The organism is Streptomyces sp. NPDC002734 (genome assembly GCF_040295685.1).
In the GTDB taxonomy this organism is placed as follows: Bacteria; Actinomycetota; Actinomycetes; order Streptomycetales; family Streptomycetaceae; genus Streptomyces.
Genome location: NZ_JBEOVU010000017.1, coordinates 1 through 22,823, shown reverse-complemented (window position 1 = coordinate 22,823; position 22,823 = coordinate 1). Strand labels below are relative to the sequence as shown.

The window sequence follows — 22,823 nt, the reverse complement described above, 5'->3', positions numbered from 1 at the left end:
GGACTTTCGCATCTGAGCGACTCCTGGCGGGCCGGACACGTACAGGCGGACGTGTCGACTGAAAACGGAATCGCTCCCACTGGTGCTACGGACGTTAGCGTCAACTCCTGTACGCGTACAGATGAATGACGGGCCTTTTTCCCGCCGGCTTCCGCAAAGTGTCTTCGAATATTTTCGTTCCCTCCAACACCTTGACCACTCCCATCACCACCCACACCATGGGAGCGCTCCCACTGGTGCACGACCCCCACACGGTCCCCCACGGGCCATCCGCACCCCCCATGCAAGGAGTGATGCGCGACCGTCTTCGATTCGCCCCGAGCACCACCCCCCACCAGCTCGTTTCGATGAAGGGACCCGCATGTCCGCCCTGTTGTCCAGGCTTCGCGCGCTGCACCCCGCACTGGCCGCGTTGATCCTGACAATCGCTTCGCTGACCTCGGTCGGTCTTGCGTCAACGTCGGCGCAGGCCGACACCCTGATATGCGACCAGTACGGCTCCACCACCATTCAGGGCAAGTACGTCGTACAGAACAACCGCTGGGGAACCAGCGAGCAGCAGTGCATCAATGTGACCAGCAGCGGCTTCCAGGTGACCACGGCCAACGGCTCCGTCCCCTTCAACGGCGCGCCGAAGTCGTACCCGTCGATCTACAACGGTTGTCACTACACGAACTGTTCGCCGGGCACGAACCTGCCCAAGCAGATCAGCACCATCTCCAGCGCTCCGAGCAGCGTGTCGTTCAGCTACGTCTCCAACGCCGTGTACGACGCGGCCTACGACATCTGGCTCGACCCGGCGCCCAAGAAGGACGGCGTCAGCGCCACCGAAATCATGATCTGGTTCAACAAGGTCGGCTCGGTCCAGCCGGTCGGCTCCAAGACCGGTACCGCGACGGTCGGCGGCCGGACCTGGGACGTCTGGGAGGGCAACAACGGCGGCAACGACGTCATCTCCTTCGTCGCTCCTTCGGCGATCAACAGCTGGAGCTTCGACGTCATGGACTTCGTCAACAAGGCGATCTCCGAGGGCCTCGCCCAGCGGTCCTGGTACGTCACCAGCGTCCAGGCCGGCTTCGAGCCCTGGCAGAACGGCGCGGGTCTGGCCGTGAACTCCTTCTCGTCCACGTTCAACTCGGGCACGTCCACCCCGCCGCCCACCGACCCGACCACGCCGCCGCCGACCAACCCGAGCGGTTCCTGCAAGGTCACCAACACGGTGAGCTCGTGGCCGGGTGGCTTCACCTCCAACATCACCGTGACCAACACCGGCTCCACGGCGATCAACGGCTGGAAGGTCGGGTTCACCCTGCCCTCCGGGCAGACGGTCACCAACGCGTGGAACGCCACCGTCTCGCCGAACTCCGGCGCGGTGACGGCGACCAACACCTCGTCCAACGCGCAGATCGCGGCGGGCGCCAGCCAGTCGTTCGGCTTCCAGGGGACCTACTCCGGGTCCTTCACCAAGCCGGGCTCCTACACCCTCAACGGCACGGCCTGCACGGTCGGCTGACCTGAGGACGCTCGTCCCTCCCCGGCCGGGGCTCGCACCACGCCTGGCGTGGTGCGAGCCCCGGTCTTCCTCGCGCCCTCGGCGCTCGGCCTGCCGGACCCGGAAATGCGTCGACCGGTGCCGCCCCTCCCCCTTACGCTGTGCGCCTTCCCGCTGATCAGGCGGGTTCGGGGGCTGGAGAGAAGCGGAGAGTGCGGATGAGTGACGGGCGGACCGGGACGCGGATCCATCTGATCGGCGGTGGCCGGGACGAGGCCTTCGTGCCGGCGCTGTACGGGCCGTTCCTGCAGGACGCCGGGGAGGGGGCCCGGGTCGGCGTTCTCCTGGTGGACGAGGGGGACGGTGACGGCGCGACCCAGTTCGAGCGCTTCGCCGGTGTGCTGAACGCGAGCGGGGCGTGCGTGCCCGTGCCGCTGCTGGTGCCGATCGGCGAGCGTTTCGACGCCGCGCTGCTGGACGGAGTCGACGCGCTGTTCGTGGGCGGCGGGCTGACCCCCGCCTACCAGGAGGCGCTGGCCGACTGCCGTAAGGCGCTGGCGGATGTGCTGTGCGAGCGCGGCATGCCGTTCGTGGGGTTCTCCGCCGGAGCGGCCGTCGCCGCCCGCGACGCGGTGGTCGGCGGCTGGCTGGGCGACGGGGTGCCGGTGTGTCCCGAGGACACCGCGGAGGACCTGGAGGAGGTCGAGGTCCGGCCCGGACTCGGTCTCGTGCCCTTCTCCGTCGACGTGCACGCCGCGCAGTGGGGCACGTTGGCGCGGCTGGTGTCGGCGGTCGGGCGGGGGCTGACCACGTCCGGGGTCGCCCTGGACGAGAACACGGCGCTGCGGATCACCGCGGAGCCGGGCGCGGCGGCTCCCGTGGCGCGGGTCGACGGCGTCGGCCGCGCCCACCTGGTGCGCCGCGAGGCGGACGGGGACGGCGTCGTGGTGCGTTCCTACCGTGCGGGGGCGGTCGTCCCCGCCTGGTGAGCGTCGTTCCCGCCAAGCCGCGGCGCCCGGCCCGTCCGGGCGTCCCGGCGGGCAAGGCGTCGCGGCGGGCGGGGCGCCGCGGCACGGCGACTTTCGGACAGCTCTCCCCACCCTCCCGCCCTGTGGGCGACCAGGTGTTGCCTGCGGGGAGTCGATGGTCTTCACTCGTCAACGCCCGGCGACCGGACCGAGAGGGTGACCTGGGGTGGACCACCACGACGAGCAGATCGCCCAGGGCCGCCGTCTGCTCGTGGCCACGCCGGACGCCGGCCTCCGGCGTTCCCTGACCGGCCGCCTGGGCGCTTCGGGCCACGCGGTCGAAGCGGTGGCGACGGGCGCCGAGGCGGTGCGTCTGCTGGGGCAGCGGCGCTTCGATCTGATCGTCATGGACGTGGACATCCCCGACCTGCGGGACCTGTCCCGTCACCGTCCCACGCTGACCGAGCGTCCGCCCATCCTCTGCGTCGCCTCCTGCGAGTCGCTGGACCAGCTGGTGCCCGAGATCGGCACGGGGGTGGCCGACTACGTGACCAAGCCGTGCCGGGCCGCCGAACTGCTGGCGCGCGTCCAGGTCCTGCTGCGGGCGGCCGGCCCCGCGCGCGGACCGGTGCTGCGCTACGCGGACCTGGTCCTCGACGAGGTCGTCTACCAGGTGTGGCGCGGCGACCGGCGCCTGGAGGTGACGGCGGCGCAGTACCGGCTGCTGCGGCACCTGCTGCTCAACGCCGGGCGGGTGCTGTCCAAGGAGCAGCTGGCCTGGCAGGTCTGGGGCGAGTCGCGCCCGGCCAACACCGTCGAGCGGCTGATGTCCCGGCTGCGGGTGACGGTCGACCGCGCCGAACCCGCCCTCATCCACACCCGGCGCGGCTTCGGCTACTGGCTGGGGGAGGCCGGAAGCGGCATGTGACCCGCGTCACGTCAGGCTTCTGTCAGGTTGCCGTCCGCCAAGGGTCAGGTGGCTCTGTTTGCATGCGCCTTCCGATGTTTCCGTCATCCGGCGCCCGCCGTGGCGCCCGGGACGACGCACCGAGGAGGCCCATGTCCGAGACGCCGCAACCTGCCGGCCCCGTCCCCGACTACCCCATGGAGCGGGAGGCGCGGTGCCCGTTCGCCCCGGCCGCGACGGTACGTGGGATGACCCGCGAGGATGCGGTGGGCAAGGTGCGGATCTGGGACGGCAGCACGCCGTGGTTCGTCACCCGGCACGCCGACCAGCGCGCCCTGCTCAACGATCCCCGGCTGAGCATCGACGAGAAGCGTCCTGGCTATCCGCACATGACGCGCAGCCGCGCGGCGAGCGCCCCGCACCACCCGGCGCTGATCACCAACACCGACCCGCCCGAGCACACCAGGCTGCGCCGCACCGTCAACGCCCCCTTCATGGTCAAGCGGGTCGAGGCGCTGCGGCCCCGCATCCAGGAGGTCCTCGACGGGCTGATCGACGACATGCTCGCGGGGCCGAGGCCGGCCGACCTGGTCCAGGCGATTGGACTGCCGGTGCCCACCCTCGTCATCACCGAGATCCTCGGCGCGCCCTACGAGGACCACGAGTTCTTCCAGACCACCAGCCATGTGCTGATCAGTCACGACTCCACGCCCGAGGAGGCGCAGGAGGCGGGCCGCGCGCTGGGCGGCTACCTCGGGGACCTGTTCGCCAGGAAGATGGCCTCGCCCGGCGACGACGTGATGTCCGAGATGGCGGGGCGCGTCAAGGCCGGGGAGATGTCCCCCGAGGAGGCCGTGACGATGTCCACCGCGATCCTCATCGCCGGCCACGAGACCAGCGCGAGCATGATCTCGCTGGGCACCCTCGCCCTGCTGCGGAATCCAGGCCAGCTGGAGCTGCTGCGCGAGCACGGCGACGACCCGCGGTTCGTCGCGGGCGCGGTCGAGGAGCTGCTGCGCTACCTGACGATCGTGCACTCGGGGATCCGGCGCATCGCGGAGGAGGACATCGCCGTGCGCGACACGGTCGTCAAGGCCGGGGACGGCGTCATCTTCGAGCTGGCCGGGGCGAACTGGGACCCCGAGGCGTTCCCCGAGCCGGAGCGGCTCGACCTGCGCAGGCCGGCCCGGCATCACCACGCGTTCGGCTACGGCGCCCACCAGTGCCTGGGCCAGTCGCTCGCCCGGGTCGAGCTGCAGGTCGTCTACGGCACGCTCTACCGGCGGATTCCCACGCTGGCGCTCGCGGTGCCCTTCGAGGAGGTGCCGTTCGCCATGGAGGGCGTCGCCTACGGCCTCAGGTCCCTGCCGGTCACCTGGTGAAGGAAGCAGACGTCATGACCCTGTACATCGAGTTCGACGAGCCCCGGTGCGTCGCGGCCGGCCAGTGCGCGATGGTCGCGCCCGCCGTGTTCGACCAGCGTGACGAGGACGGTGTCGCGGTCGTCCTGGACCCCGAGCCCGGTCCGGAGCACCACGACGAGGTCCGTGAGGCGGCGGCGGTGTGCCCGGCGGCCGCCCTGCGTCTGGTGGAGCGGTGAGACGGATCGTCGTCGTGGGCGCCTCGGCCGCGGGTCTCACCGCGGCCGAGACGCTGCGCCGTGAGGGCTTCGCGGGCTCCCTCACCCTGATCGGTGAGGAGCCGCACGCCCCGTACGACCGTCCGCCGCTGTCCAAACAGGTCCTCGCCGGCGCGTGGGAGACGGGGCGGCTGTCGCTGCGGACCGAGGAGGCGCTGCGGGCGCTCGAGCTGGACCTGCGGCTCGGCGCCGTCGCCACGGGCCTGGACACCGCCGCGCGGGTGGTGCGTCTGGGTGACGGCGGTGAGGTCGGCTACGACGGTCTGATCGTGGCCACCGGCGTCCGGCCCCGTCGGCTGCCCGGCGGCGGCCGGGTGCTGCGGACCCTGCGCGACGCCCTGCAGCTCCGTGAGCGACTGGGTGCGGGCAGACGGCTCGTGGTGGTGGGCGCCGGCTTCCTGGGCGCCGAGGTCGCCGGGGTCGCCCGTGGACTGGGCTGCGAGGTGGTGCTGCTCGAGCCCGCCCCGGTCCCGCTGGCCCACGCCGTGGGAGCACGGGTGGGAGAGGTTCTGGCCGCGGCGCACCGCGAGCACGGCGTCGACCTGCGCACCGGTGTCGCCGTCACCGAGGTCGTCGGCGGCGGGGTGCTGCTCGCCGACAACTCCTCGGTCGAGGGCGACGAGGTGCTGGTGGCGATCGGCTCGCGGCCCAACACCGAATGGCTGGAGGGCAGCGGCCTCGAGGTCGCCGACGGGCTCGTCTGCGACCGGTTCAGCGAGGCCGCACCCGGCGTCTACGGCGCCGGGGACGTCGCCCGCTGGCACAACCCTCTCTTCGGGACGTCGATGCGGATCGAGCACCGCACCAACGCCGCCGAGCAGGCCATGGCGGCGGCGCGCAACCTGCTCCGACCGCAGGCCCGGACGGCGTTCGCCCCACTCCCCTACTTCTGGTCCGACCAGTACGACATGAAGCTCCACGCGTACGGCCACCTGCGGGGTCACGACACCGTCGAGATCGCCGAGGGCGACCTCGGGCAGCGGCGCTTTCTCGCCGCCTACCGCGCGGAGGGCCGCCTGGTCGGGGCCCTGGCGGTCGGCATGCCGCCCAAGGCGGTCCGCCCCTGGCGGCAGGCGCTTCTCGACGGACCGCGCAGCGAGCACCTCGACGGGCATCTCGGCAGCGCTCCCGGCAGGCATCTCGTCAAGGAGGAACACTGACCGAAGCCGACGTCGTGGTGGTCACCGGAGCGGGCGGGATCGGCTTGGCCGCCGGCCGGCGCACCGGCAGCGGCCGGACGGGGCTGAGGGGTGGGTTCGCCGGATCGCCGGATCGTCCGAGTGGGTGGAACCGGCCGAATTCGGCCCGGAACCCGCTCCCCCGGTCTTTCGGTCACGGCAGGCGGGCAACACGTACCGCATGACGAAGCAACCACGGTTCACTCTGTCCGCCACCACGCTCGACGCTCCCGACGTGAGCGAACTCGCTGGCTTCTACCACGAGTTGCTCGGGTGGTCCATTCGCAGGGAGGAGAGCGACTGGATCGAGCTCGCGGCGCCCGGCGGAGGCGCCGCGTTGTCGTTCCAGACCGAGTCGCGGTTCACCCGGCCCGTGTGGCCCGCCGGCCCGTCCGACCAGCAGATGATGATGCACCTGGACATCGAGGTGGACGACCTCCCCTCGGCCGTCGACCGCGCGCTAGCCCTGGGCGCGAAGGAGGCGGACTTCCAGCCGCAGGACGACGTACGCGTGCTGATCGACCCCGCGGGCCATCCGTTCTGCCTGTACGTCCCCGACGGCGGGGAGTGACACGGTTCCGGCACCGTGAGGGGAGGGCCCGCTCCGTCGGGCCCTCCCCTCACCGACGGGTCACTCGAAGAACTTCAGGCTCCACCCGGTGTCGGTGTTGGGGCCGGGGACGTTGGCCCTGCTGTAGGCGGTGTTGCCCCACCAGCAGAAGCTGCCGGTGTACCAGTACCGGTTATCCCAGGCGTACGGGGTGCCCTTGGGCACGGCGTGGAACATCAGGGGGAACGTCGGCCCGGCCGGCGGGCTGGTGGCGATGTCCCCGTCGAGCAGCACGAAGGTGTGATGGCCCGGGCCGTTGACGTGCAGCGTCGGGTCCCAGCCGGCCATCATGGTCGCCCGGTTGGACCCGAACAGGCAGCCGTTGGACTTGTACCAGTCCCAGACGTAGGTCGGGTCGCCTCCGGCCCGCAGCCGGAGGTCGGCCAGGCAGTACTGGTCGCTCCAGCTGCCGTTGGCGGAGTAGACGATGTGCAGCTGCCCGTTGGGATCCTTGATCGCCTCGGGGCTCTCGTTGATGTACGGGTTGCCGACCACGCGCTCCCAGCTCTCGCGGGGCTGGGAGATCACGTACCGCCCGCCGGTCGGGGTGGTGGGGCTGCTCATCCGGGCGATGTAGAGGTTCTGTTCGACGTTGGTGTCACCCGCCCAGCCCGACCAGACGAACCAGCGCTGCCCGTTGAAGGTGAACAGGGTGCCGTCGATGGCCCACTTGTCGTCGGGCAGGGCGAGCTTCGTCTCGCCGCTCCAGCCGCTGTCCGGGGAGGCCGAGCTGATCACGTACATCCGGTGGGCGGATCCCCGTCCCGCGGTGAAGTAGATGTAGTAGCGGCCGCCGTCGCGCACGATCTCGGGCGCCCACACCTCACCGAGGTTCCGGCTGTCCGACCAGACCTGGCGGGGCGTCGCCGAGGCCAGCGCGCCGGTGGAGGACGCCTGGCGGACGGCGATGCCGGCGCCGGTCGACTGCACGGAGATGTAGGTGCCACCGACCCGCAGGACACTCGGATCTGCGGCGCGGAGGCTCGTCTGGCCCGCCTCGGCGGGCCCGGCCGACGTCAGCGACAGGGTCAGGGCCAGGAGCAGGGCCAGCGCGAGGGCGGCCGCTGCGGACGCACGGTGAAGTCTCATGCCGTCTCTTTCCGGTGGGGGGCGGGGACGAGCAGCGTTTCCGCCGATACCTACCCACCAGAAGGGCGTGCTCATGTCATCTCACTCGCCACGGCCCGGTGCGGGCTCTGCGGTGGCGCGACGACGGGGCCGCGACCCGGCCGACCCTGGACGCCGACACCGCGCCTTGGCGCGACGCGATCGGCGGGTCGTGGCCGGGAGCGGACCGCCACCGCACGGGACCGGCCGCGGTCGGCGACGCACAGCGGTGCGCGTGGGTATCGTCACGTCATGCCTGAACTCATCGCGCCCACCGCGGACTTGCACGCCGCCTGGCTCCAGGCACATCACGAGTGGGGTCCGGGCCCCCACGAGGACGGATTCGGCCTGGAGCCGACCGACGAGGTGGAGTCGCCGGCCGGCTTCGCGGCCTGGCTGGCGCGGATGGCCGACGAGTCCTTCCCGGCCGTCGGCCCCGATGAGGCGGCGCGGACGGTCTGCGTGTACCGGTGGATCGTCGAGGACGGACAGGTGCTCGGCGGCATCGCGCTGCGTCAGGGTCACGACGACCACATCCTGCAGTTCGGGCACATCGGGTACGGCATCCGGCCGTCCTCACGCCGTCGCGGACTGGCCGGCTGGGCGCTGGGCCGGATGCTCGGCGAGGCGTGGAAGCTGGGGATGGAACGCGTCCTGCTGGTCTGCGAACGGGACAACCTGGCCTCGGCGAGGACGATCGAGCGCATCGGCGGTGTATTCGAGGGGATACGGGAGACCGAGGACGGTCCGGTGAGGCGCTACTGGTTCCGGCTCCCGCCCCCGGTGCCGCCGCCGCCCGCGGCGCTGCCGCCCACCGCACTGCCGCCCGCGGCGCTGCCGGACACCGGCGGCCGCACGCCTCGGCGCGACACCGTGTGATCATGGCCGCATGGAACCCGGGCGCATCATCTTCCTCAACGGCACGTCCAGTTCGGGCAAGTCGAGCATCGCCCGCGAGCTCCTGACCGTCCTGGACGACGCGGTGTTCTTCCACCTGGCGGTCGACAGTTTCAACGCCATGCGGACCAAGCGGGAGTTGGGGCAGGCGGAGCTCGACGCCGCGCTGCGGAGGACCCGGATGGGGTTCCACCGCTCGATCGCCGCCATGGCGGAGGTGGGCAACGACGTCGTCGTCGACCACGTGCTCAGCGAGCCGTGGCGGCTGGTGGACTGCCTGACCGTGCTGCGGCCGGAGAGCGTGCTCTTCGTCGGGGTCCGGTGCTCGCTGGACGAGCTGCTCCGCCGCGAACAGGCGCGTGGGGACCGCCCTTCCGGGTTGGCCGCCCACCAGTACGACCTCGTGCACAGCCACGGCGACTACGACCTGGAGTGCGACACCACCCGCACGGGCGCGCGCGAGTGCGCCCTGCGGATCAAGGACTTCCTCCCGCGGCGTCCGACGCCCACCGCCTTCAGCCGCCTTCGCGCCCGCCACCTGCCGACTGGCGAGCTGCAGACTGGCCAGTTGCCGACTGGCGAGCTGCCGACCGCCCCATGATCGCTAAGGTGTGGCCATGACAGGCAGCGGCGAAGCGCCAGGACACGGGGCGAACGGTACGGTGGCGACGGCCGACGGCGTGGATCCCTCCGACCCGGGCTGGGCCGGTACGCGTGCCTGGGTGGAGCACCAGCTCCCCCGCGGTCACCGGATCCGCGCGGCAACACGACTGTCCGGCGGGTGGACCGCGTGGATGCGCCGGCTCGAGATCGAGGGGGAGGGCGACGCCTACTCCCTGGTGCTCCGGTCCTTCGTCAAGCCGTTCTTCGTGAAGCACGCTCCCGGGCTGCTCACCCGGGAGGCCGACGTCCTGCGCCTGCTCGCCGGCACCGATGTCCCCGCGGCCCGCCTCGTCGCGGTCGACGCGACCGCCGAACACTGCGACCACCCCTCGCTGCTGATGTCGCTGCTGCCGGGGAGCCTCAGGGTCGACGACGAGGGGACGGGCGTCGCGCACCGGAGCGAGCTCCTCGCCCGGCAGTTGGCCGCCGTCCACGGCGTGCGCGTCACCGAGGCGACCCGTCCGCGCGACTACCAGGCGTGGACCGACCCGGAGTCGGTGCGGCTTCCCGAGAACCCGCAGTCGCCGGAGGTATGGCGGCGGGCCGTCGAGGTGATCCGCCGGCCGGCCCCCGACCACCGGCCCTGCTTCCTGCACCGGGACTTCCATCCCGGCAACGTGCTGTACTCGGGCGAGGGCGACCGGCTGCGGATCAGCGGGGTCGTGGACTGGGTCGAGACCTCCTGGGGGCCGGCCGACCTCGACGTGGCCCACTGCTCCACCGCCCTGGCCCTGCTGCACGGCGTGGAGGCCGGCATGGCGCTGGCGGACCGCTACGTCGCGGCCGGCGGAGTGCTCGCGGAGAGTCCCGCGGATCACCTGTACTGGCGGGTCCTCGACGCCCTGGCGTTCGCGCCGGACGCGGAGAAGGTCGCCGTGCCCTGGCGGGAGCTCGGGCGCGAGGACCTGACGCCGGCCGTTCTCACGCAGCGGCTTGAGCGGTACCTCGAGGCTCTGACGGAGCGGTACGGATGAGGCGGCCCGGACGCGGCTCCGCGCCGTGCCGGCGGACGACCCACGACGGAGGCGAGCGGTGACCTTCACGGCGGGAAGCATCCCCACGAACCGGCTGGTGCTGCTGCCCCTTCGCGTCGAGCACGCCGAGGAGATGGCCGCCGTGCTGGGCGATCCCGCGCTGCACGCGTTCATCGGCGGCGAACCGGAGACGCCGCAGGGACTGCGCTGGCGCTACCGGCGCCTGGTCGCGGGCTCCTGCGACCCGGCCGTCGGCTGGCTGAACTGGGTGGTCCGGCTCCGTGCCGCCTCGTGCCTGACGGGCACGGTGCAGGCCACCGTCCACTTCGACGGCCCCGACACCGTCGCCGAGGTGGCCTGGGTGGTCGGGACTCCGTGGCAGGGCCGCGGCATCGCCGGCGAGGCGGCCCACGCCCTCGTCGACTGGCTCGGACGGCAGGGGGTGCGAACCGTGGTGGCGCACATCCACCCGGACCACGCCGCCTCCGCCGCCGTGGCCACCGCCGCCGGACTCGAGGCCACCGACGAGTGTCACGACGGTGAGATCCGCTGGGTGACGACGTCGAAGCAGGAACGATGACTTCGGGAGGCGATCCGATGGCGATGGCGGGTGCTCCGGCGCGGCGTGTGGCACTGCTCGGCGGAGGCTTCTCCACGGACGCGGACGGACTGCTGGACGACTGGGTGCTGGAACGGGCGGGGAGACCGCGCCCAAAGGTGTGCTTCGTCCCCACGGCCAGCGGGGACGCCCCCGCATACATCGACCGGTTCCTGGACGCCTTCTCCCGGCGGGACTGCGAGCCTTCCGTCCTGCCGCTGTTCCGCAGGGAGCTGGACGACGAAGGGCTGCGGAGTTTCCTGCTCGGTCAGGACGTCCTCTACGTCGGGGGCGGCAACACCGCGAACCTGCTGGCGGTGTGGCGTGTCCACGGGGTCGACCGGCTGATGCGTGAGGCCTACGACCGGGGGACCCTGCTCTGCGGCATCAGCGCGGGCGCCAACTGCTGGGCGCAGGGGTCCCACACGGACTCCTTCGGCCCCCTCACCTTCCTGCCGGACGGGCTGGGCATCCTGCCGGGCTCGGTGTGTCCCCACTACGACGGGGAGCCGGGGCGCCGCGCCTCCTACTTGGACGCGGTGGCCACGGGCAGGCTGCCCGCCGGCTGGGCCGTCGAGGACGGCGTGGGCGCCCTCTTCACGGACGGCCGTCTGGAGGAGGCGGTCACCCGCCTGCCGCAGGCGCGTCTCCTCCGCGTCGAGGCGGACGCGGAGGAGGGGGTGGAGGAGCGGGCGCAGGTGTGCCGACTGCTCGTCGGCGCGGGCGAGGGCGACGCCTAGCGCCGCGGAATCCGGTGGTGCGGCACGGCCCTGGCATCAAGAATCAGCGGATGCATGAAGTCAGGCTGTCCGACGGGACCATCACGGTGTCCCCCCTGCGGGTGGACGATGTCGAGGCGCACCTCGCAGGCGAGGACGAGGCCCTCGTTCGCTGGCTCAACGGTGGTCCCGGTACGCGGGAGGGCGTTGAAGCGTATTTCCGGCACTGCCGGCACCAATGGGACACCGCGGGGCCACTCCGCGCGTTCGGCATCCGGATGGGTGCCGACGAGGTGCTTGCGGGCACGGTCGACCTGAGGTTCGCAGGAGCAGGTCTGGCGCCCGGCCAGGTGAATGTCGCCTACGGCCTCTATCCGTCCTGGCGGGGACGTGGCCTGGCCACCCGAGCGGTCCTGTTGGCGTCCCGGTACGCGGCGAGGGAGGGCGGGGCGGAGGCGGTGATCCAGGTGGAACCGGAGAATCCCGCATCTGCCGCGGTCGCACAGCGGGCGGGGTTCACCCTCCGCGAGCCGACGCACACTGCGGACGACGCACGCTTCGACCGGTACATCCGGGACCTGCACGACCTCGCCCGGTGACGACCAAGAAACGCAGGGGAGACGGCCGCGGCGAAGTTCCAAGGCAACTGTTGGGAAACGAGCGGGAGTGGGTTGCAGTGAACGCGAAATCCGAGACGTCGAGTTGGGTTCACGAGTACGAGCAGGCGTACACGCACCCTGATGCCGCGCCATGCCAAACATGTCCCAGTTGCGGCATGAAGGATCTCCAGCTGATCTTCATCGTCGACGACATGAGGGACGGCTCAGGCATGTCGGTGTTCTGGTGCAATTCCTGCCTGAGCGGCCTTGCGCCAAATCGCGCGCCACTGCCCCCCGCAGGGAGAAGGGTCCTGAGAGGTTCCGAGGAAGTTCCCAACTTTCGGCTGGTGGCCGGCCCCGCTGCCGACGAGGCGTTCGGCGGCACGGTCACTGCGAACTGGCGGCAAGAACATGACGAAGCCGCCTTCAAAGACTGACCCCTCCTGCGCAAGCTCCATTGCGACACCACCCACATCCCCGACATCGTCAAGCCGTCTCGACCGCACCCCTCGCAGTGCCGGCAAAAGATTGCCAAGGTCTGCGCGCAGCGTGGGCGAGGAGCGCGCCGACACCAACCACGCCAAGGGAGCGAACCGTGGCAGAAGTCAAAGTTACCTACGACAAATCCGTGAACGCGGCGTACGTGTATTTCACGGAGCCGCACGTCCGAGTGAACTCCGCACGCATGTACCCCTGCGACCCTGTGGGCGTCGACGGCATGATCAACCTCGACTTCGACGAGGAGGGCCGCCTCATCGGCATCGAGGTGCTGGCGGCCAGTGAAAAACTGCCCAACTACCTGATCGATTCCGCTGAGCGGTTGGACGCCGAGGACACATAAAGCGATCGAGTACGCGGCCGCCCGGCCGCGCTCTGGGCCGCAGCTTGGAGGAGGCTCACTGCCCGGGGAATTACTGGTTGACTCGGTGGGGGTCGTAGAAGGCGGCCATCAAAGCGGCGATCATGAGGAACAACCCCAACTGCACCCACAGCCGGCATTTCAATGAGCGCACACGCTTCGCATCTCCGCGGGCACCGACGAGAAGGAGCCTCAGGGCCATCACCGCACTGATGGGCGAGGAGTGAGCACGAGGGCGCTGCGTCCCGGCGGGCGCTCAACCTGATGCGTGCCTACATCATGGTTGGCATCAACCCGCTGGCTGGGGAGGCTGGACCGCTTGCCCAGAGTTGGCCGGGCCAGCGGCGAGGACCGTATCGAGTATGCCTCGCGACGTCTGCAGGTCCTTGATCGCGTGGGTGATGCGCTCGCGCTCGCGGCGTAGCTCCGCCACCACGTCGGAGCACACCGGCGCGAGGGCCGAGCCGTCATCACGGACGCACGGGAGGACCTGGGCGATGGTTGCGGTCGGAAGTCCGGCGGCGAGCAGGGTGCGGATGCGCCGGACGGTGTCCACGTCCGCGTCGGTGTAAACCCGATAGCCGCTCGGCAGCCTCGTCGGCGCCAGCAGGCCCTGCTCCTCGTAGTAGCGCAGCAGCCGCTCGCTGACCCCGGTCCGGCGGACCATCTCCCCGATGCGCATGTGATCTGCACCTCACCGCATTGACTCTCACAGCGATGTGAGACTTTAGCGTTCGGCCATGAACACCAGCACCGCGCCCCTGGAGACCGAGACCACCGTCTCCTCAGTACGGCACTGCGGCGCCGCCTTGGCGGTCCTGACCGCCTGTGTATTCGTCGTGGGCACTGCCGAGTGGGTCATGGTCGGGCTGCTGCCGGAACTGTCGGCCGACTGGCACCGTCCGCTGCCGACGGTCGGGTCCTTGGTGACGTGGTACGCCCTGGTCGTCACGGTCGCCGGGCCGCTGGTGACGTTGGGGATGCTGCGGCTGGCGCGGCGCCACGCACTGCTGGTGCTGTTGGGCGTGTTCGTCGCCGGCAACCTCGCCGCGGCGCTGGCAGGCAGCTTCAACGCCCTGGTGGCGGCCCGGATGCTGACCGCGCTCACCCACAGCACCGCCTTCGCCACGGCGATGGTGATCGCCGTGGCCATGATGCCGGCGGCCCGCCGTGGGCGCGCCATCGCCGTCGTAACGGCCGGTTGGAATCTGGCAACGGTTCTCGGTGCACCGCTGGGCACCTGGATCGGTGACCACTACGGCTGGCGCATCACCTTCTGGGCCATCACGGCTCTCGCCGCTCTCGTCCTTTGCAGCGTGACTGTGCTCGTCAGGCCGCCCGCTCTGCGCGCAATCCCTCGCCCTCTGGACGAGGTGCGGGGCCTGCTCCGGCTCCGGGTAGGACTGGTGCTGACGATCATCGCGGTCGCCCAGGCCGGGCTGTTCACCGCCTACACCTACATCGCGCCTCTCCTGCAGCAGGTCAGCGACTTCACCCCGTCCGCCGTCACCACCCTGCTCGCTCTGTTCGGGCTGGGCGCGGTAGCCGGCAATGTCCTCGGCGGCCGCCTGGCCGATCGCGCCTCGTGGGCCGGACTGTGCTCGCTGCTGGTCGCCCTGGCCGGTGTGCTCGCCGCCTTTGGCTTCACCAGCCGCATCCAGTGGACGTCGGCCCTCACCGTGCTCGTACTCGGCGTGGTTGCCGCCGCCCTCATCCCACTGCTGCAGGAGAGGGCTCTGGCCGCCGCACCTGCAGCGCCCACCCTGGTCACCGCCATCAGCGCCTCCGCGTTCAACCTCGGCGTCGCCGGCGGTTCCCAGCTCGGCGGATATGCCCTCACGACCGGCCTGGCCCTCACCGATCTTCCCTGGACCGGTGCCCTGCTCGCCGCCGGCGCCGTGCTCATCGCGGCCGCCACTGCCCAGAACCATCACACCTGCCAGCAGTGATCACCTACTGCCGTACATCCGAAGGAGACACGAAGATGTCCATCCCCCTGCCCGCCTCCAGGCTCGGCCGCATTGTCCGCGGCACCGGCCCCGGTCTGCTTCTCGCCCACGGCGCCGGCGGCGGGATCGACGCCAACTACGGCCCCATCATGGACACCCTGACCGCCGAGCACACCGTGATCGGCCCGGACTATCCCGGCAGCGGCCGCACCGAACGCTCCGAAGAACCACTCACCCTCGGCGGCCTCGCCGACGAACTGGTCGCCACCGCCGTCGAAGAAGGCCTGAACACCTTTGCCATTGCCGGGTACTCGCTGGGCAGCCCGGTCGCCATCCGGGCCGCGACCCGCCACCCCGACCGCGTCACCGCTCTGGTCCTCACCGCCGGCTTCGCCCATCCCAACCCGCGCCTCCTGCTTGCTGCCAAGCTGTGGCGTGACCTACTCCGCGCCGGGGATCTGAAGCAGCTGGCCGCCTACGTCTCATTGATCGGTCTCAGCGCACCTGCTCTGGAAGCCATCGGTCAGGACGACCTCGACACCGCCATCAAGACCACCGCAGCCACCATCCCGCCCGGCACGCCGGATCACCTCGACCTGATCATCGACCACGTCGATGTCCGCGCCGACCTCGCCACGCTGACCGTGCCGACCCTCGTCATCTCCACCATGCTCGACCAGCTCGTCACCCCGCAGCACCACCGGCAGCTCGCCGATGCCATCCCGGGAGCACGCTACGCCGAGGTCGCAGCCGGCCACCTGCCGTTCGTCGAGCAGCCTGCAGAATGGGGCGTCCTCATCCGTGACTTCCTCCGCGACTGTCACACCTGACGGCCGCCAGGCAGCCTGCCGGCGACCTCCTTCGTGACGTCGTCGGCAGGCTGGCTGTCGTCAAAGGATCGTTTGACGACAAGCGGCCGAGGCATCCAATGAACCCGGGATCCGGGGGTCGCGGCGGCGCGAATCCAATCAGATCCGATGGTCATTGCTGACAGGGTTTGACGACAGATAGGGTCCGTTCCTCCGCACGGAAAGGGACCTCGGTGGCAAACCTGATCTACAAGCGGGTCTCGACCGACCAGCAGTCCACCGCCCGGCAGAACCTCGTCCTTCACGAGGCAGGCATCTAGGACCGGGTCGTCTTCGAGGAGGACCCCGGCACCTCCAGCCGCCTCCACCCGCTCCAGCGCCCGAAGTTCCGCGCGCTCCTCACCTACGCCCTGCCAGGCGACACCGTGCACATCTCCGAGATGTTCCGCCTCGTACGCGGCACCGGCCACATCCTAGACGTGCTCGACATCCTCCACCGCGACCAGATCCCCTGCGCATCCACGACGGCGCCTTCTCCGCGATGGACCTCACCGCCCGCCACCCGCGCACCGGCGAACTGCTGTCCACCGTGTCCGCCGCCGGCAAACTTCAGAGAAAACTCCAGCGCGAGCTCACCTACGACGGACTGCGCGCGGCCGAGGCACGGCCTTCCCAAGGACTTCGTGCTCCTGCTCGAGCATCCGGATTCGCTTGCGTGCCTCGCGCAGTTCGGCCAACTCGGTCGGTGCCGTCGCGGGCCTGGCGGTCGCGCTGTTCTCGGTCTCCGCGAGGCGCAGCCACTTCGTCAGCGACGCCAGGTGGACACCGAAGTCGGCGGCCACCTGTTCCAGCATGACGCCGGGCTCGCGGTTGGGCGCGACCCGCACGACGTCCTCGCGGAACTCCTACGGACGCCGTCGAATTCGACGACCACGCTCGTGCCGGCCGGAACGGTGTGTTCTGTCGCCCAAGGCTCGAAGCAGAGCCAGACGTCCCGTTCCTCAGCCCGGACGGTCAGGCGTGAGATCGTGCCGGGGCGCGCGGCAGGCTGCGGCTGATCGCTACTCCTTCGTTCCCCTCAGCATGACCGAGGCCCCAAGCACCGGCTGGTCAGCAACGGTGGTCGACGGCCTAGGGGTCGTACCGAGTCGCGATCATTCTTCGGGTATCGCCCTCGCGTCGAGGCGTGGTCCGGTAGATCGCCTCGCGTGACGCGAGTGCAACTGACCGCCGTGGCGTGGGAGTTCATCGGGCCGTCTCTGCCGATCGGCGAGTACGGCCCGCACCCTGAGCGGCTGCGACAGCAGTTCCGAGGGCGTGATCTGGCGGTTCAGGACGGGTGGGCAGTGGCGGGAGATGCCGGCGGAGTTCGGCGCTTGGTCGACCGTCTCCAACCAGTTCCGGCAGTGGCGTGACGCAGTCGTGTTCGAGGCCCTGCTGGCAGAGGCCGCGAAGCGGGGTGAGGTGGACTTGCCCCTGGTCAGCATGGACTCGACTACTGTCCGGGCCCACCATGACGCTGCCGGTATTGACCTGCCGCACGCCGCGCTGCGGACGGCGCTGAAGGCTGGGGCGGGCAGACGCGAGACCACGAACTGACCGGCGTTGTCCGCAGTCGGGGTGGCGGGCCGTCGTCGTTCCGTTGCGCGCGTGGACCGGGGGAGAGCTAGCCAGCTATGTCGACGGAGATCATCACCCGGTCGAAGCGCAGGTCGGCGAGGTCCTGGCGGCGGATCAACCAGTGCATGCGAGGAAGGGGAAGCGCGACGACGTCGTCGCAGTACCAGTTGGCGAGCAGACACCAGTCGGTCCCGCCCCCGTACTCGTACTCGTTCGCCTGTTCGACAGGATCGTCGTTCCAGAAGTCCGCATGGCCACCGAGGTACAGGTCGGATCCGAAATGGTTGCCGCCGGCCTCCTCCCAGATGTCGCTCAGCTGGTCCATGAGTTCGTAGTCCTCAACGGTCATCTCGGACTCGTCGTCGGAAGGGCCTGCGAACCCGTCGGGACCGGACGAGGGCCATGACGGCCCCACGCGGACCGAGCGGTAATGCCGCTCCTCGTACGAGCCGCGAACGGGCTCCGGGGCAGGGACCTCCGTCGTGGGCGTCCCGGCGGGTACGTACACCACGTAGCCGGGCCCCGGGCCCTGACCGAACTTCTCGGCGTCGCCGAAGAGCAGCAGGTGCCCGTCGGCCGGAAGGGGGAGGCCGGTTGAGTTCGGCGGTATCTGCGCGCAGTCGATGCTGCAGAGGAATGGCTCGCTCGGCTTGTCCGCGCCAATCGGCAGCATGGGGTTGTTGCCACCGAGGTGGACGACGACCGGTCCGTCGCCGCCTGTCTGCGGATAGACCGCCGGCAGGAAGGAGCTGATCAACAGCTCCACGTCACGCGATGACACGCCCGCTTCCGCCGCCTTGGCCCGAAACCGGCTCAGCGTTTCCGCCACGAGTTGATCAGTCATGCGCACAGGCTAAAGACGGGCACTGACACGCGATCAGTAGCGGGCGGCGAAGGTGTGCATTACGTCGCGCACGGCATCCACTTCTTCCACCGCCCCGGACAACCGGTGGGTGAAGGCGGTGGGGGATCGTGTCCGACAGCCCGAGTCAGGGTCCGGCAGTTCCCGGACGCCCCCGGAACTGGCAGCGCACGCACAAGGAGGAACCTGCCGAACTCCACGACGAATGGATCGTCTTCCCCCGTCGCTACCTGTCCAACGAGAGCATGGACGCCCTCTACCCCGACACCCCCATCGTCCTGCCCTCCGCATCAGACGACTGATCGTCTACACCACGGGAAGGGACATGACCGTTCAACTGCGAAGACGCGTATCCGTCGCACGGCATCACGCGAAGATCACCAGTGACCGAGAGGTATATCGCCAGGAGCGACGGGCAAATCGGTGGCGCCGGCGCCACGAGCGTCGCTAGCGTCGCGCCGTGAAGCACCAGAATCCGCTCGCCTACTTGGTGGGCCTTGAAGGCATCGCCCTGCTGCGATCGTTCACCGGGGAGCACGATCGCGAGTTCGTCGATGCGCGTATCGGCGAGATCCGGAGGCTGCTTGACGACGAGACGCTGGCGGATGCCGCTGTGGACGTTGCCCCGGTGGGCACCGTCGACGGATATCAGATCTGGTCGGGGACCTATGACGGCCCCAACTCGGCGTTCGACTTCGACAAGCCGGTGGTCGGGGAAATCCTCGATGGAATGCCGACTGGTGTGGCCTTGGACGCCGCCTGCGGCACCGGTCGGATGACGGCCCTGCTGGCCGAGCGCGGTCACCGGACAGTCGGCGTCGACAGCTCGGCGGACATGCTGGCGCGGGCACGTGAGCGGGTACCAGCAGGCGAGTTCCTCCTTGGCGACCTGCGTCGGCTGCCCGTGGCCGATGATGCCATGGACCTGGTGGTCTGTTCTCTTGCCCTGACGCACGTCCCCGACCTGGGGCCGGTGATGGCGGAGTTCGCCAGGGTTCTGCGTCCGGGCGGGCACCTCGTGATCTCGGACATCCACCCGGAATGCGTGGCGCGGGGTTCGATTCCCTCGGTGCGCTTGGTGGACGGGACGCCGGGGCAGTTGGAGACCTATCGTCATCCGGTCGGGGACTATCTGCGTGCCGCGCTTACGGTGGGGCTACAAGTCCGGCGCTGCGAGGAACCCGAGGAGCGAGCCGGGGGACGGACCGGGGCACAGGATCCGCCACGGAAGCTCCCTATCGACGTGGGTCCGTGGGAGAACTGGCCATGGTGCCTGATGGACCTGGTACCCGAGGCTGCTGTGGCGGCCAACGCCGGGGTTCCGGTGGAGATCATCTGGCACTTTCAACTGGCCGGGACCTGAACGCCCGTACATGATGTCGTCCGCCACCGGAACACCGCTTTCCGGCGCAGGATCATCGCCACCCACAGGCAAGGGCCCCGGCAGACGAGCCGACCGACCATGCCATCGGCCGGTCCCGCGGCGGGCTGACCACCAAGATCCGTCTCGCGGCCGACGGCCACTGCCGCCCGCTCGCCTTCGTCTGACCGGCGGCCAGGCCAACGACGCAGCAGCCTTCGCCCAGGTCATGGCCCGCCTGCGCGTCCCCCGCCGCCGGGGCAGACCTCGCACGCGGCCAGACATGGTCCTGGCCGACAAGGCGTATTCGTCGCGCGCGATCCGCGGGCACCTGCGGCCGTGGCATCCGGACTGTCATCCCGATCCGGGCGGACCAGAACATCCACCGTTTGAGGCGAGGCAGCCGGGGCGGGCGCCCACTCGTCCAGGGACGTTGCGGTCAAGGTGGCCAACGGATTGCGCCCCGTGCCCGCCTGGCAGACAGGCCCAAGACCGCACCTTCAGGCGTGCAACTTCAAGGCGTTTCCAGCCCCAATCAGTTGGTGCCACCCGGTCACCCGCCAAGATCCGAAAGAGAGGCCCTAGTCATCACCTGATCCGCCGGACGGGCCCGAGGCGCGCAGGTTCTTCGACAGGTACATCGTGGCCACCTCGTAGCCGCTGCTCCGGTACAGGGCTATCGCTCCGGTGTTGTCCCCCACGACGTTGAGGTTGAGGGACGTCCTGCCTTCGGCGGCGACGAGGTTCTCCGCGGCAGCGAGGAGGGCGGAGCCGTAGCCGTGGCGGCGGTACGGCGGGAAGACGTTGATGTCGTAGAGCCAGGCCGAGTCGGCGGTGCCGGCGGCCTGGCGCGGGTCCGGGCCGATCCAGGCGTTGCCGACTACCTCGCCCGAGCTGTTCTCGGCGACGACGAGGTGATGGCCAGGGGTGTCGAGCCCGTCGGGGAGGAACTGTGCCGTCCCCTGACGCGCCCGTTCCGCCGCCAGCTCCTCGGGCATGAACTTGCCCAGTGCGCGGGCGGTCTCGCCCTCACGGTGCTCGGTCGCCGCCTCGTACTCCGCGGGCGTCATCTTCCGCAAGGTGACCTTCTGCGTGTCCATGGCGTCATGATCGGCCCTCCGCGGGGGCGGTGACACCTGTTCGCGCGTGGTGAGCGGAAATCCGTTGTCGCCACGCCTCGCTGCGGGGCTACCGTTCGCACGCCCGGCGACCCCGTGAGGAGGTATTCGTGGCCTCCCCTCCCCCACCCGCGCCTCGCACGACCGCGCTGTGGCGGGACGCGGATTTCCGGCGGCTCTGGTTCGGGCAGAGCGCCTCGCAACTGGGCGAGCACACCGGCCTGGTGGTCCTGCCGCTCCTGGCCGTCCTGGCACTCGACGTCGACGCGGGCCGGCTGGGCGTCCTGCGCGCGGTGGGGCAGGCTCCGGTGCTGTTGCTCTCGCTGCTGGTCGGCGCCTGGGTCGACAGGTGGCGGACGCTCACGGTCCTGGTGGTGGCGGACGCCGGCCGGGCGGTGGTGCTCGGCGTGGCGGCCGTGGCCTGCGCGTTCGGCCTCCTCGGCCTGCCTGCCCTGCTCGTGGCCGCGTTCGCCGTCGGGGCGCTGTCCGTGTTCTTCGACGTGGCCTACCAGGCCTCCCTGGTGCGGCTGGTGCCGCGTGATCAGTTGCTGCGGGGCAACAGCGCCCTGGAGGGCAGCCGGTCCGCCGCGCAGATCGGCGGGCCCGCTCTCGGCGGCGCGCTGGTCTCCCTGTTCTCGGCGGCGGTCGGCGTCGCGGCGGGAGCGGCGTTCTTCGTGCTGTCGTTCGTCTCGGTCCGGCGGATCCGTCGCCGTGAACCGGTCCCCGGGCGTGCGGGAGCACCGGACCGGGTGGGACGCCGCATCCGGGAGGGGGTGCGTTTCGTGGCGGGCGATCCCGCGCTGCGGACCGTGGGCCTCGCGTCGGCCGCCTTTCAGTTCTTCCTGGCCGCCTCGATGACGGTGTACCTGGTCCTTCTGCCCCGTGAGCTGCACCTGTCCGGCGCCGCCGTCGGGCTGGCGCTCGCGGCGACGGGGCCCGGCGCGCTCGTCGGTTCGCTGCTCGCCGCCCGTCTGCCGGGCCGGTTCGGCCATGGGGCGGTGCTGGTCGGCGGGGCGCTGGTCGGCGACGGCGTGATGCTCTGCGTGCCCGCGCTGCACGGCCCGGCCCCGCTGGTGGTCGCCGCTCTCGTGGCGGTCAACTTCCTGTTCGGCGCGGGCGGGCAACTGGTCAACGTCACGGTGATGGCGGTCAGGCAGGCGCTCACGCCGGACGGCATGCAGGGGCGGGTGGCCGCGACGATCACCTTCGCAGGGATGGGGACCGCGCCGCTCGGGTCCCTGTTCGGCGGTTTCCTCGCCCAGTCGTGGGGGCTGCGTCCGGCGCTGTTCGCCGCGGCCGCGGGCATGCTGCTGTCACCGGTGCTGATGGCGCTGTCCCCGTTGGCACGGCTGGGGCGCACACTTCCGGGGCCGGGCCTCCCACTGCCCGGCCCGAGCCTCCCGCCGGTGGGGCCCGAGCGACCGGCGGGCACGGAGGACGGCGGCGCCACGGCGAGGACGCCGGAGGTAACCGGGGACTGAGGACCGGGCGTGGGCCCGGACACCACCGCCGCCGGGTCGCGCGTCGCCCACCGGGCCTCACGCGTCGCCCGCCTGGGCCTGGCGGCGGCCGCCCCCGGTGGGGCGTAGTCCCGCCGGCTCGGGCGGCCGCCTACTGGGCCAGGCAGAACACAGGGGGCGAGGCGGCGGCCCACCGGTGCGGCAACGCGCTGAGGCGTCGCACAGCCCCCGGCGGCCTGCCCTGGCGAGGCCACCACGACAGCCGGCAGCGCCCCGCCCCGCCCCGGCATGGCCACCACGCGAACCGGCCGCGAGCGGCAAGGACCGGCCGCGCGGACGTGAACGCGAACGCGAACCGGGCGGCGGGCACCCGGGGCGGGGGGGGCGGGGCCGGCCCCCGCCGCCCGCCCCCGACGCGCCGTCAGCCGTAGTAGG

25 protein-coding genes and 3 pseudogenes are annotated in these 22,823 nt (G+C 70.8%); 23 read left to right on the top strand and 5 right to left on the bottom strand.

What is annotated here, in order from left to right:
- Window positions 1-361 precede the first annotated feature (361 nt).
- From ABT026_RS17045 to ABT026_RS17015, 7 genes are all read left to right on the top strand, one after another.
- A complete protein-coding gene (locus ABT026_RS17045; protein WP_351115275.1) occupies window positions 362-1,513 on the top strand; it encodes a glycoside hydrolase family 12 protein in 1,152 nt (383 codons plus the stop codon).
- 197 nt (window positions 1,514-1,710) lie between these two features.
- Window positions 1,711-2,481: a Type 1 glutamine amidotransferase-like domain-containing protein gene (locus tag ABT026_RS17040; RefSeq protein WP_351115274.1), complete on the top strand. Its 771-nt coding sequence runs from the start codon at window positions 1,711-1,713 to the stop codon at window positions 2,479-2,481.
- 205 nt (window positions 2,482-2,686) lie between these two features.
- The gene (locus ABT026_RS17035; RefSeq protein ID WP_351115273.1) at window positions 2,687-3,388 is read left to right on the top strand and encodes a response regulator transcription factor; all 702 of its coding nucleotides are present in this window, start codon (window positions 2,687-2,689) and stop codon (window positions 3,386-3,388) included.
- A gap of 131 nt (window positions 3,389-3,519) precedes the next feature.
- Complete coding sequence (locus ABT026_RS17030; protein ID WP_351115271.1) at window positions 3,520-4,749, top strand: cytochrome P450; 1,230 nt, start codon at window positions 3,520-3,522, stop codon at window positions 4,747-4,749.
- 20 nt (window positions 4,750-4,769) lie between these two features.
- Window positions 4,770-4,967: a ferredoxin gene (locus ABT026_RS17025; RefSeq protein ID WP_351115436.1), complete on the top strand. Its 198-nt coding sequence runs from the start codon at window positions 4,770-4,772 to the stop codon at window positions 4,965-4,967.
- Window positions 4,964-6,166, top strand: a complete 1,203-nt coding sequence (locus tag ABT026_RS17020; RefSeq protein ID WP_351115270.1) for an NAD(P)/FAD-dependent oxidoreductase — start codon at window positions 4,964-4,966, stop codon at window positions 6,164-6,166. Before ABT026_RS17025 ends, ABT026_RS17020 begins: the two co-directional genes overlap by 4 nt.
- Before the next feature lie 199 nt (window positions 6,167-6,365).
- Window positions 6,366-6,755 carry a VOC family protein gene (locus ABT026_RS17015; RefSeq protein ID WP_351115268.1) on the top strand — a complete coding sequence of 130 codons (390 nt, stop codon included), beginning with the start codon at window positions 6,366-6,368 and terminating at the stop codon, window positions 6,753-6,755.
- 60 nt (window positions 6,756-6,815) lie between these two features.
- On the opposite strand, the gene ABT026_RS17010 is transcribed toward ABT026_RS17015, so the two are convergent.
- Entirely contained in the window at window positions 6,816-7,883 is a 1,068-nt protein-coding gene (locus tag ABT026_RS17010; RefSeq protein ID WP_351115267.1) for a glycoside hydrolase family 43 protein, read from the bottom strand.
- A gap of 270 nt (window positions 7,884-8,153) precedes the next feature.
- Here ABT026_RS17010 and ABT026_RS17005 point away from each other — a divergent pair, with 270 nt between their 5' ends.
- The 8 genes from ABT026_RS17005 (at window position 8,154) to ABT026_RS16970 (ending at window position 13,192) form a co-directional block, all read left to right on the top strand.
- Window positions 8,154-8,780 (top strand): GNAT family N-acetyltransferase, encoded by a 627-nt coding sequence (locus tag ABT026_RS17005; protein WP_351115266.1) that lies wholly within the window; start codon window positions 8,154-8,156, stop codon window positions 8,778-8,780.
- Window positions 8,781-8,790: 10 nt separating this feature from the next.
- Window positions 8,791-9,399, top strand: a complete 609-nt coding sequence (locus tag ABT026_RS17000; protein WP_351115265.1) for a chloramphenicol phosphotransferase CPT family protein — start codon at window positions 8,791-8,793, stop codon at window positions 9,397-9,399.
- Window positions 9,400-9,415: 16 nt separating this feature from the next.
- Complete coding sequence (locus tag ABT026_RS16995) at window positions 9,416-10,435, top strand: phosphotransferase family protein (protein ID WP_351115263.1); 1,020 nt, start codon at window positions 9,416-9,418, stop codon at window positions 10,433-10,435.
- A 58-nt stretch (window positions 10,436-10,493) separates the two neighbouring features.
- Entirely contained in the window at window positions 10,494-11,015 is a 522-nt protein-coding gene (locus tag ABT026_RS16990; RefSeq protein ID WP_351115262.1) for a GNAT family N-acetyltransferase, read from the top strand.
- Window positions 11,012-11,773 carry a Type 1 glutamine amidotransferase-like domain-containing protein gene (locus tag ABT026_RS16985; RefSeq protein ID WP_351115261.1) on the top strand — a complete coding sequence of 254 codons (762 nt, stop codon included), beginning with the start codon at window positions 11,012-11,014 and terminating at the stop codon, window positions 11,771-11,773. The genes ABT026_RS16990 and ABT026_RS16985 overlap by 4 nt, the downstream gene beginning before the upstream one ends.
- Window positions 11,774-11,823: 50 nt before the next feature.
- A complete protein-coding gene (locus tag ABT026_RS16980) occupies window positions 11,824-12,351 on the top strand; it encodes a GNAT family N-acetyltransferase (protein ID WP_351115435.1) in 528 nt (175 codons plus the stop codon).
- A 176-nt stretch (window positions 12,352-12,527) separates the two neighbouring features.
- Window positions 12,528-12,788, top strand: a complete 261-nt coding sequence (locus ABT026_RS16975; protein WP_351115260.1) for a hypothetical protein — start codon at window positions 12,528-12,530, stop codon at window positions 12,786-12,788.
- 158 nt (window positions 12,789-12,946) lie between these two features.
- Window positions 12,947-13,192 (top strand): DUF2283 domain-containing protein, encoded by a 246-nt coding sequence (locus ABT026_RS16970; protein WP_351115258.1) that lies wholly within the window; start codon window positions 12,947-12,949, stop codon window positions 13,190-13,192.
- 307 nt (window positions 13,193-13,499) lie between these two features.
- Here ABT026_RS16970 and ABT026_RS16965 read toward each other — a convergent pair whose 3' ends face one another.
- Window positions 13,500-13,892, bottom strand: coding sequence for a MerR family transcriptional regulator (locus tag ABT026_RS16965; protein ID WP_351115257.1), 393 nt, complete (start codon window positions 13,890-13,892; stop codon window positions 13,500-13,502).
- A gap of 58 nt (window positions 13,893-13,950) precedes the next feature.
- Here ABT026_RS16965 and ABT026_RS16960 point away from each other — a divergent pair, with 58 nt between their 5' ends.
- The 3 genes and pseudogenes from ABT026_RS16960 to ABT026_RS32175 all read left to right on the top strand — a co-directional run.
- The gene (locus ABT026_RS16960; RefSeq protein ID WP_351115255.1) at window positions 13,951-15,159 is read left to right on the top strand and encodes an MFS transporter; all 1,209 of its coding nucleotides are present in this window, start codon (window positions 13,951-13,953) and stop codon (window positions 15,157-15,159) included.
- Between the two features lie 35 nt (window positions 15,160-15,194).
- Window positions 15,195-15,989: an alpha/beta fold hydrolase gene (locus tag ABT026_RS16955; RefSeq protein WP_351115254.1), complete on the top strand. Its 795-nt coding sequence runs from the start codon at window positions 15,195-15,197 to the stop codon at window positions 15,987-15,989.
- 377 nt (window positions 15,990-16,366) lie between these two features.
- Window positions 16,367-16,435: pseudogene (locus tag ABT026_RS32175) on the top strand (hypothetical protein); the annotation flags it as partial.
- A 165-nt stretch (window positions 16,436-16,600) separates the two neighbouring features.
- Here the strand turns inward: ABT026_RS32175 and ABT026_RS16950 are convergent.
- Window positions 16,601-16,822, bottom strand: coding sequence for a hypothetical protein (locus ABT026_RS16950; RefSeq protein WP_351115253.1), 222 nt, complete (start codon window positions 16,820-16,822; stop codon window positions 16,601-16,603).
- Window positions 16,823-17,176: 354 nt separating this feature from the next.
- Between ABT026_RS16950 and ABT026_RS16945 the strand changes: the two are divergent.
- Window positions 17,177-17,555, top strand: a pseudogene (locus tag ABT026_RS16945) (transposase); the annotation flags it as partial.
- 79 nt (window positions 17,556-17,634) lie between these two features.
- Here ABT026_RS16945 and ABT026_RS16940 read toward each other — a convergent pair.
- Complete coding sequence (locus ABT026_RS16940; protein ID WP_351115251.1) at window positions 17,635-18,432, bottom strand: DUF1963 domain-containing protein; 798 nt, start codon at window positions 18,430-18,432, stop codon at window positions 17,635-17,637.
- A gap of 128 nt (window positions 18,433-18,560) precedes the next feature.
- Between ABT026_RS16940 and ABT026_RS16935 the strand changes: the two genes are divergently transcribed.
- The 3 genes and pseudogenes from ABT026_RS16935 to ABT026_RS32170 all read left to right on the top strand — a co-directional run.
- A complete protein-coding gene (locus ABT026_RS16935; RefSeq protein WP_351115250.1) occupies window positions 18,561-18,752 on the top strand; it encodes a hypothetical protein in 192 nt (63 codons plus the stop codon).
- A gap of 158 nt (window positions 18,753-18,910) precedes the next feature.
- A complete protein-coding gene (locus ABT026_RS16930; protein ID WP_351115248.1) occupies window positions 18,911-19,813 on the top strand; it encodes a class I SAM-dependent methyltransferase in 903 nt (300 codons plus the stop codon).
- 101 nt (window positions 19,814-19,914) lie between these two features.
- Window positions 19,915-20,135, top strand: a pseudogene (locus tag ABT026_RS32170) (transposase); the annotation flags it as partial.
- Window positions 20,136-20,391: 256 nt separating this feature from the next.
- Here the strand turns inward: ABT026_RS32170 and ABT026_RS16920 are convergent.
- Window positions 20,392-20,910 carry a GNAT family N-acetyltransferase gene (locus ABT026_RS16920; RefSeq protein ID WP_351115246.1) on the bottom strand — a complete coding sequence of 173 codons (519 nt, stop codon included), beginning with the start codon at window positions 20,908-20,910 and terminating at the stop codon, window positions 20,392-20,394.
- A gap of 128 nt (window positions 20,911-21,038) precedes the next feature.
- Here ABT026_RS16920 and ABT026_RS16915 point away from each other — a divergent pair, with 128 nt between their 5' ends.
- On the top strand, window positions 21,039-22,409 hold the full coding sequence (locus ABT026_RS16915) for an MFS transporter (RefSeq protein ID WP_351115245.1): 1,371 nt from the start codon (window positions 21,039-21,041) through the stop codon (window positions 22,407-22,409).
- Window positions 22,410-22,823: the final 414 nt, after the last annotated feature.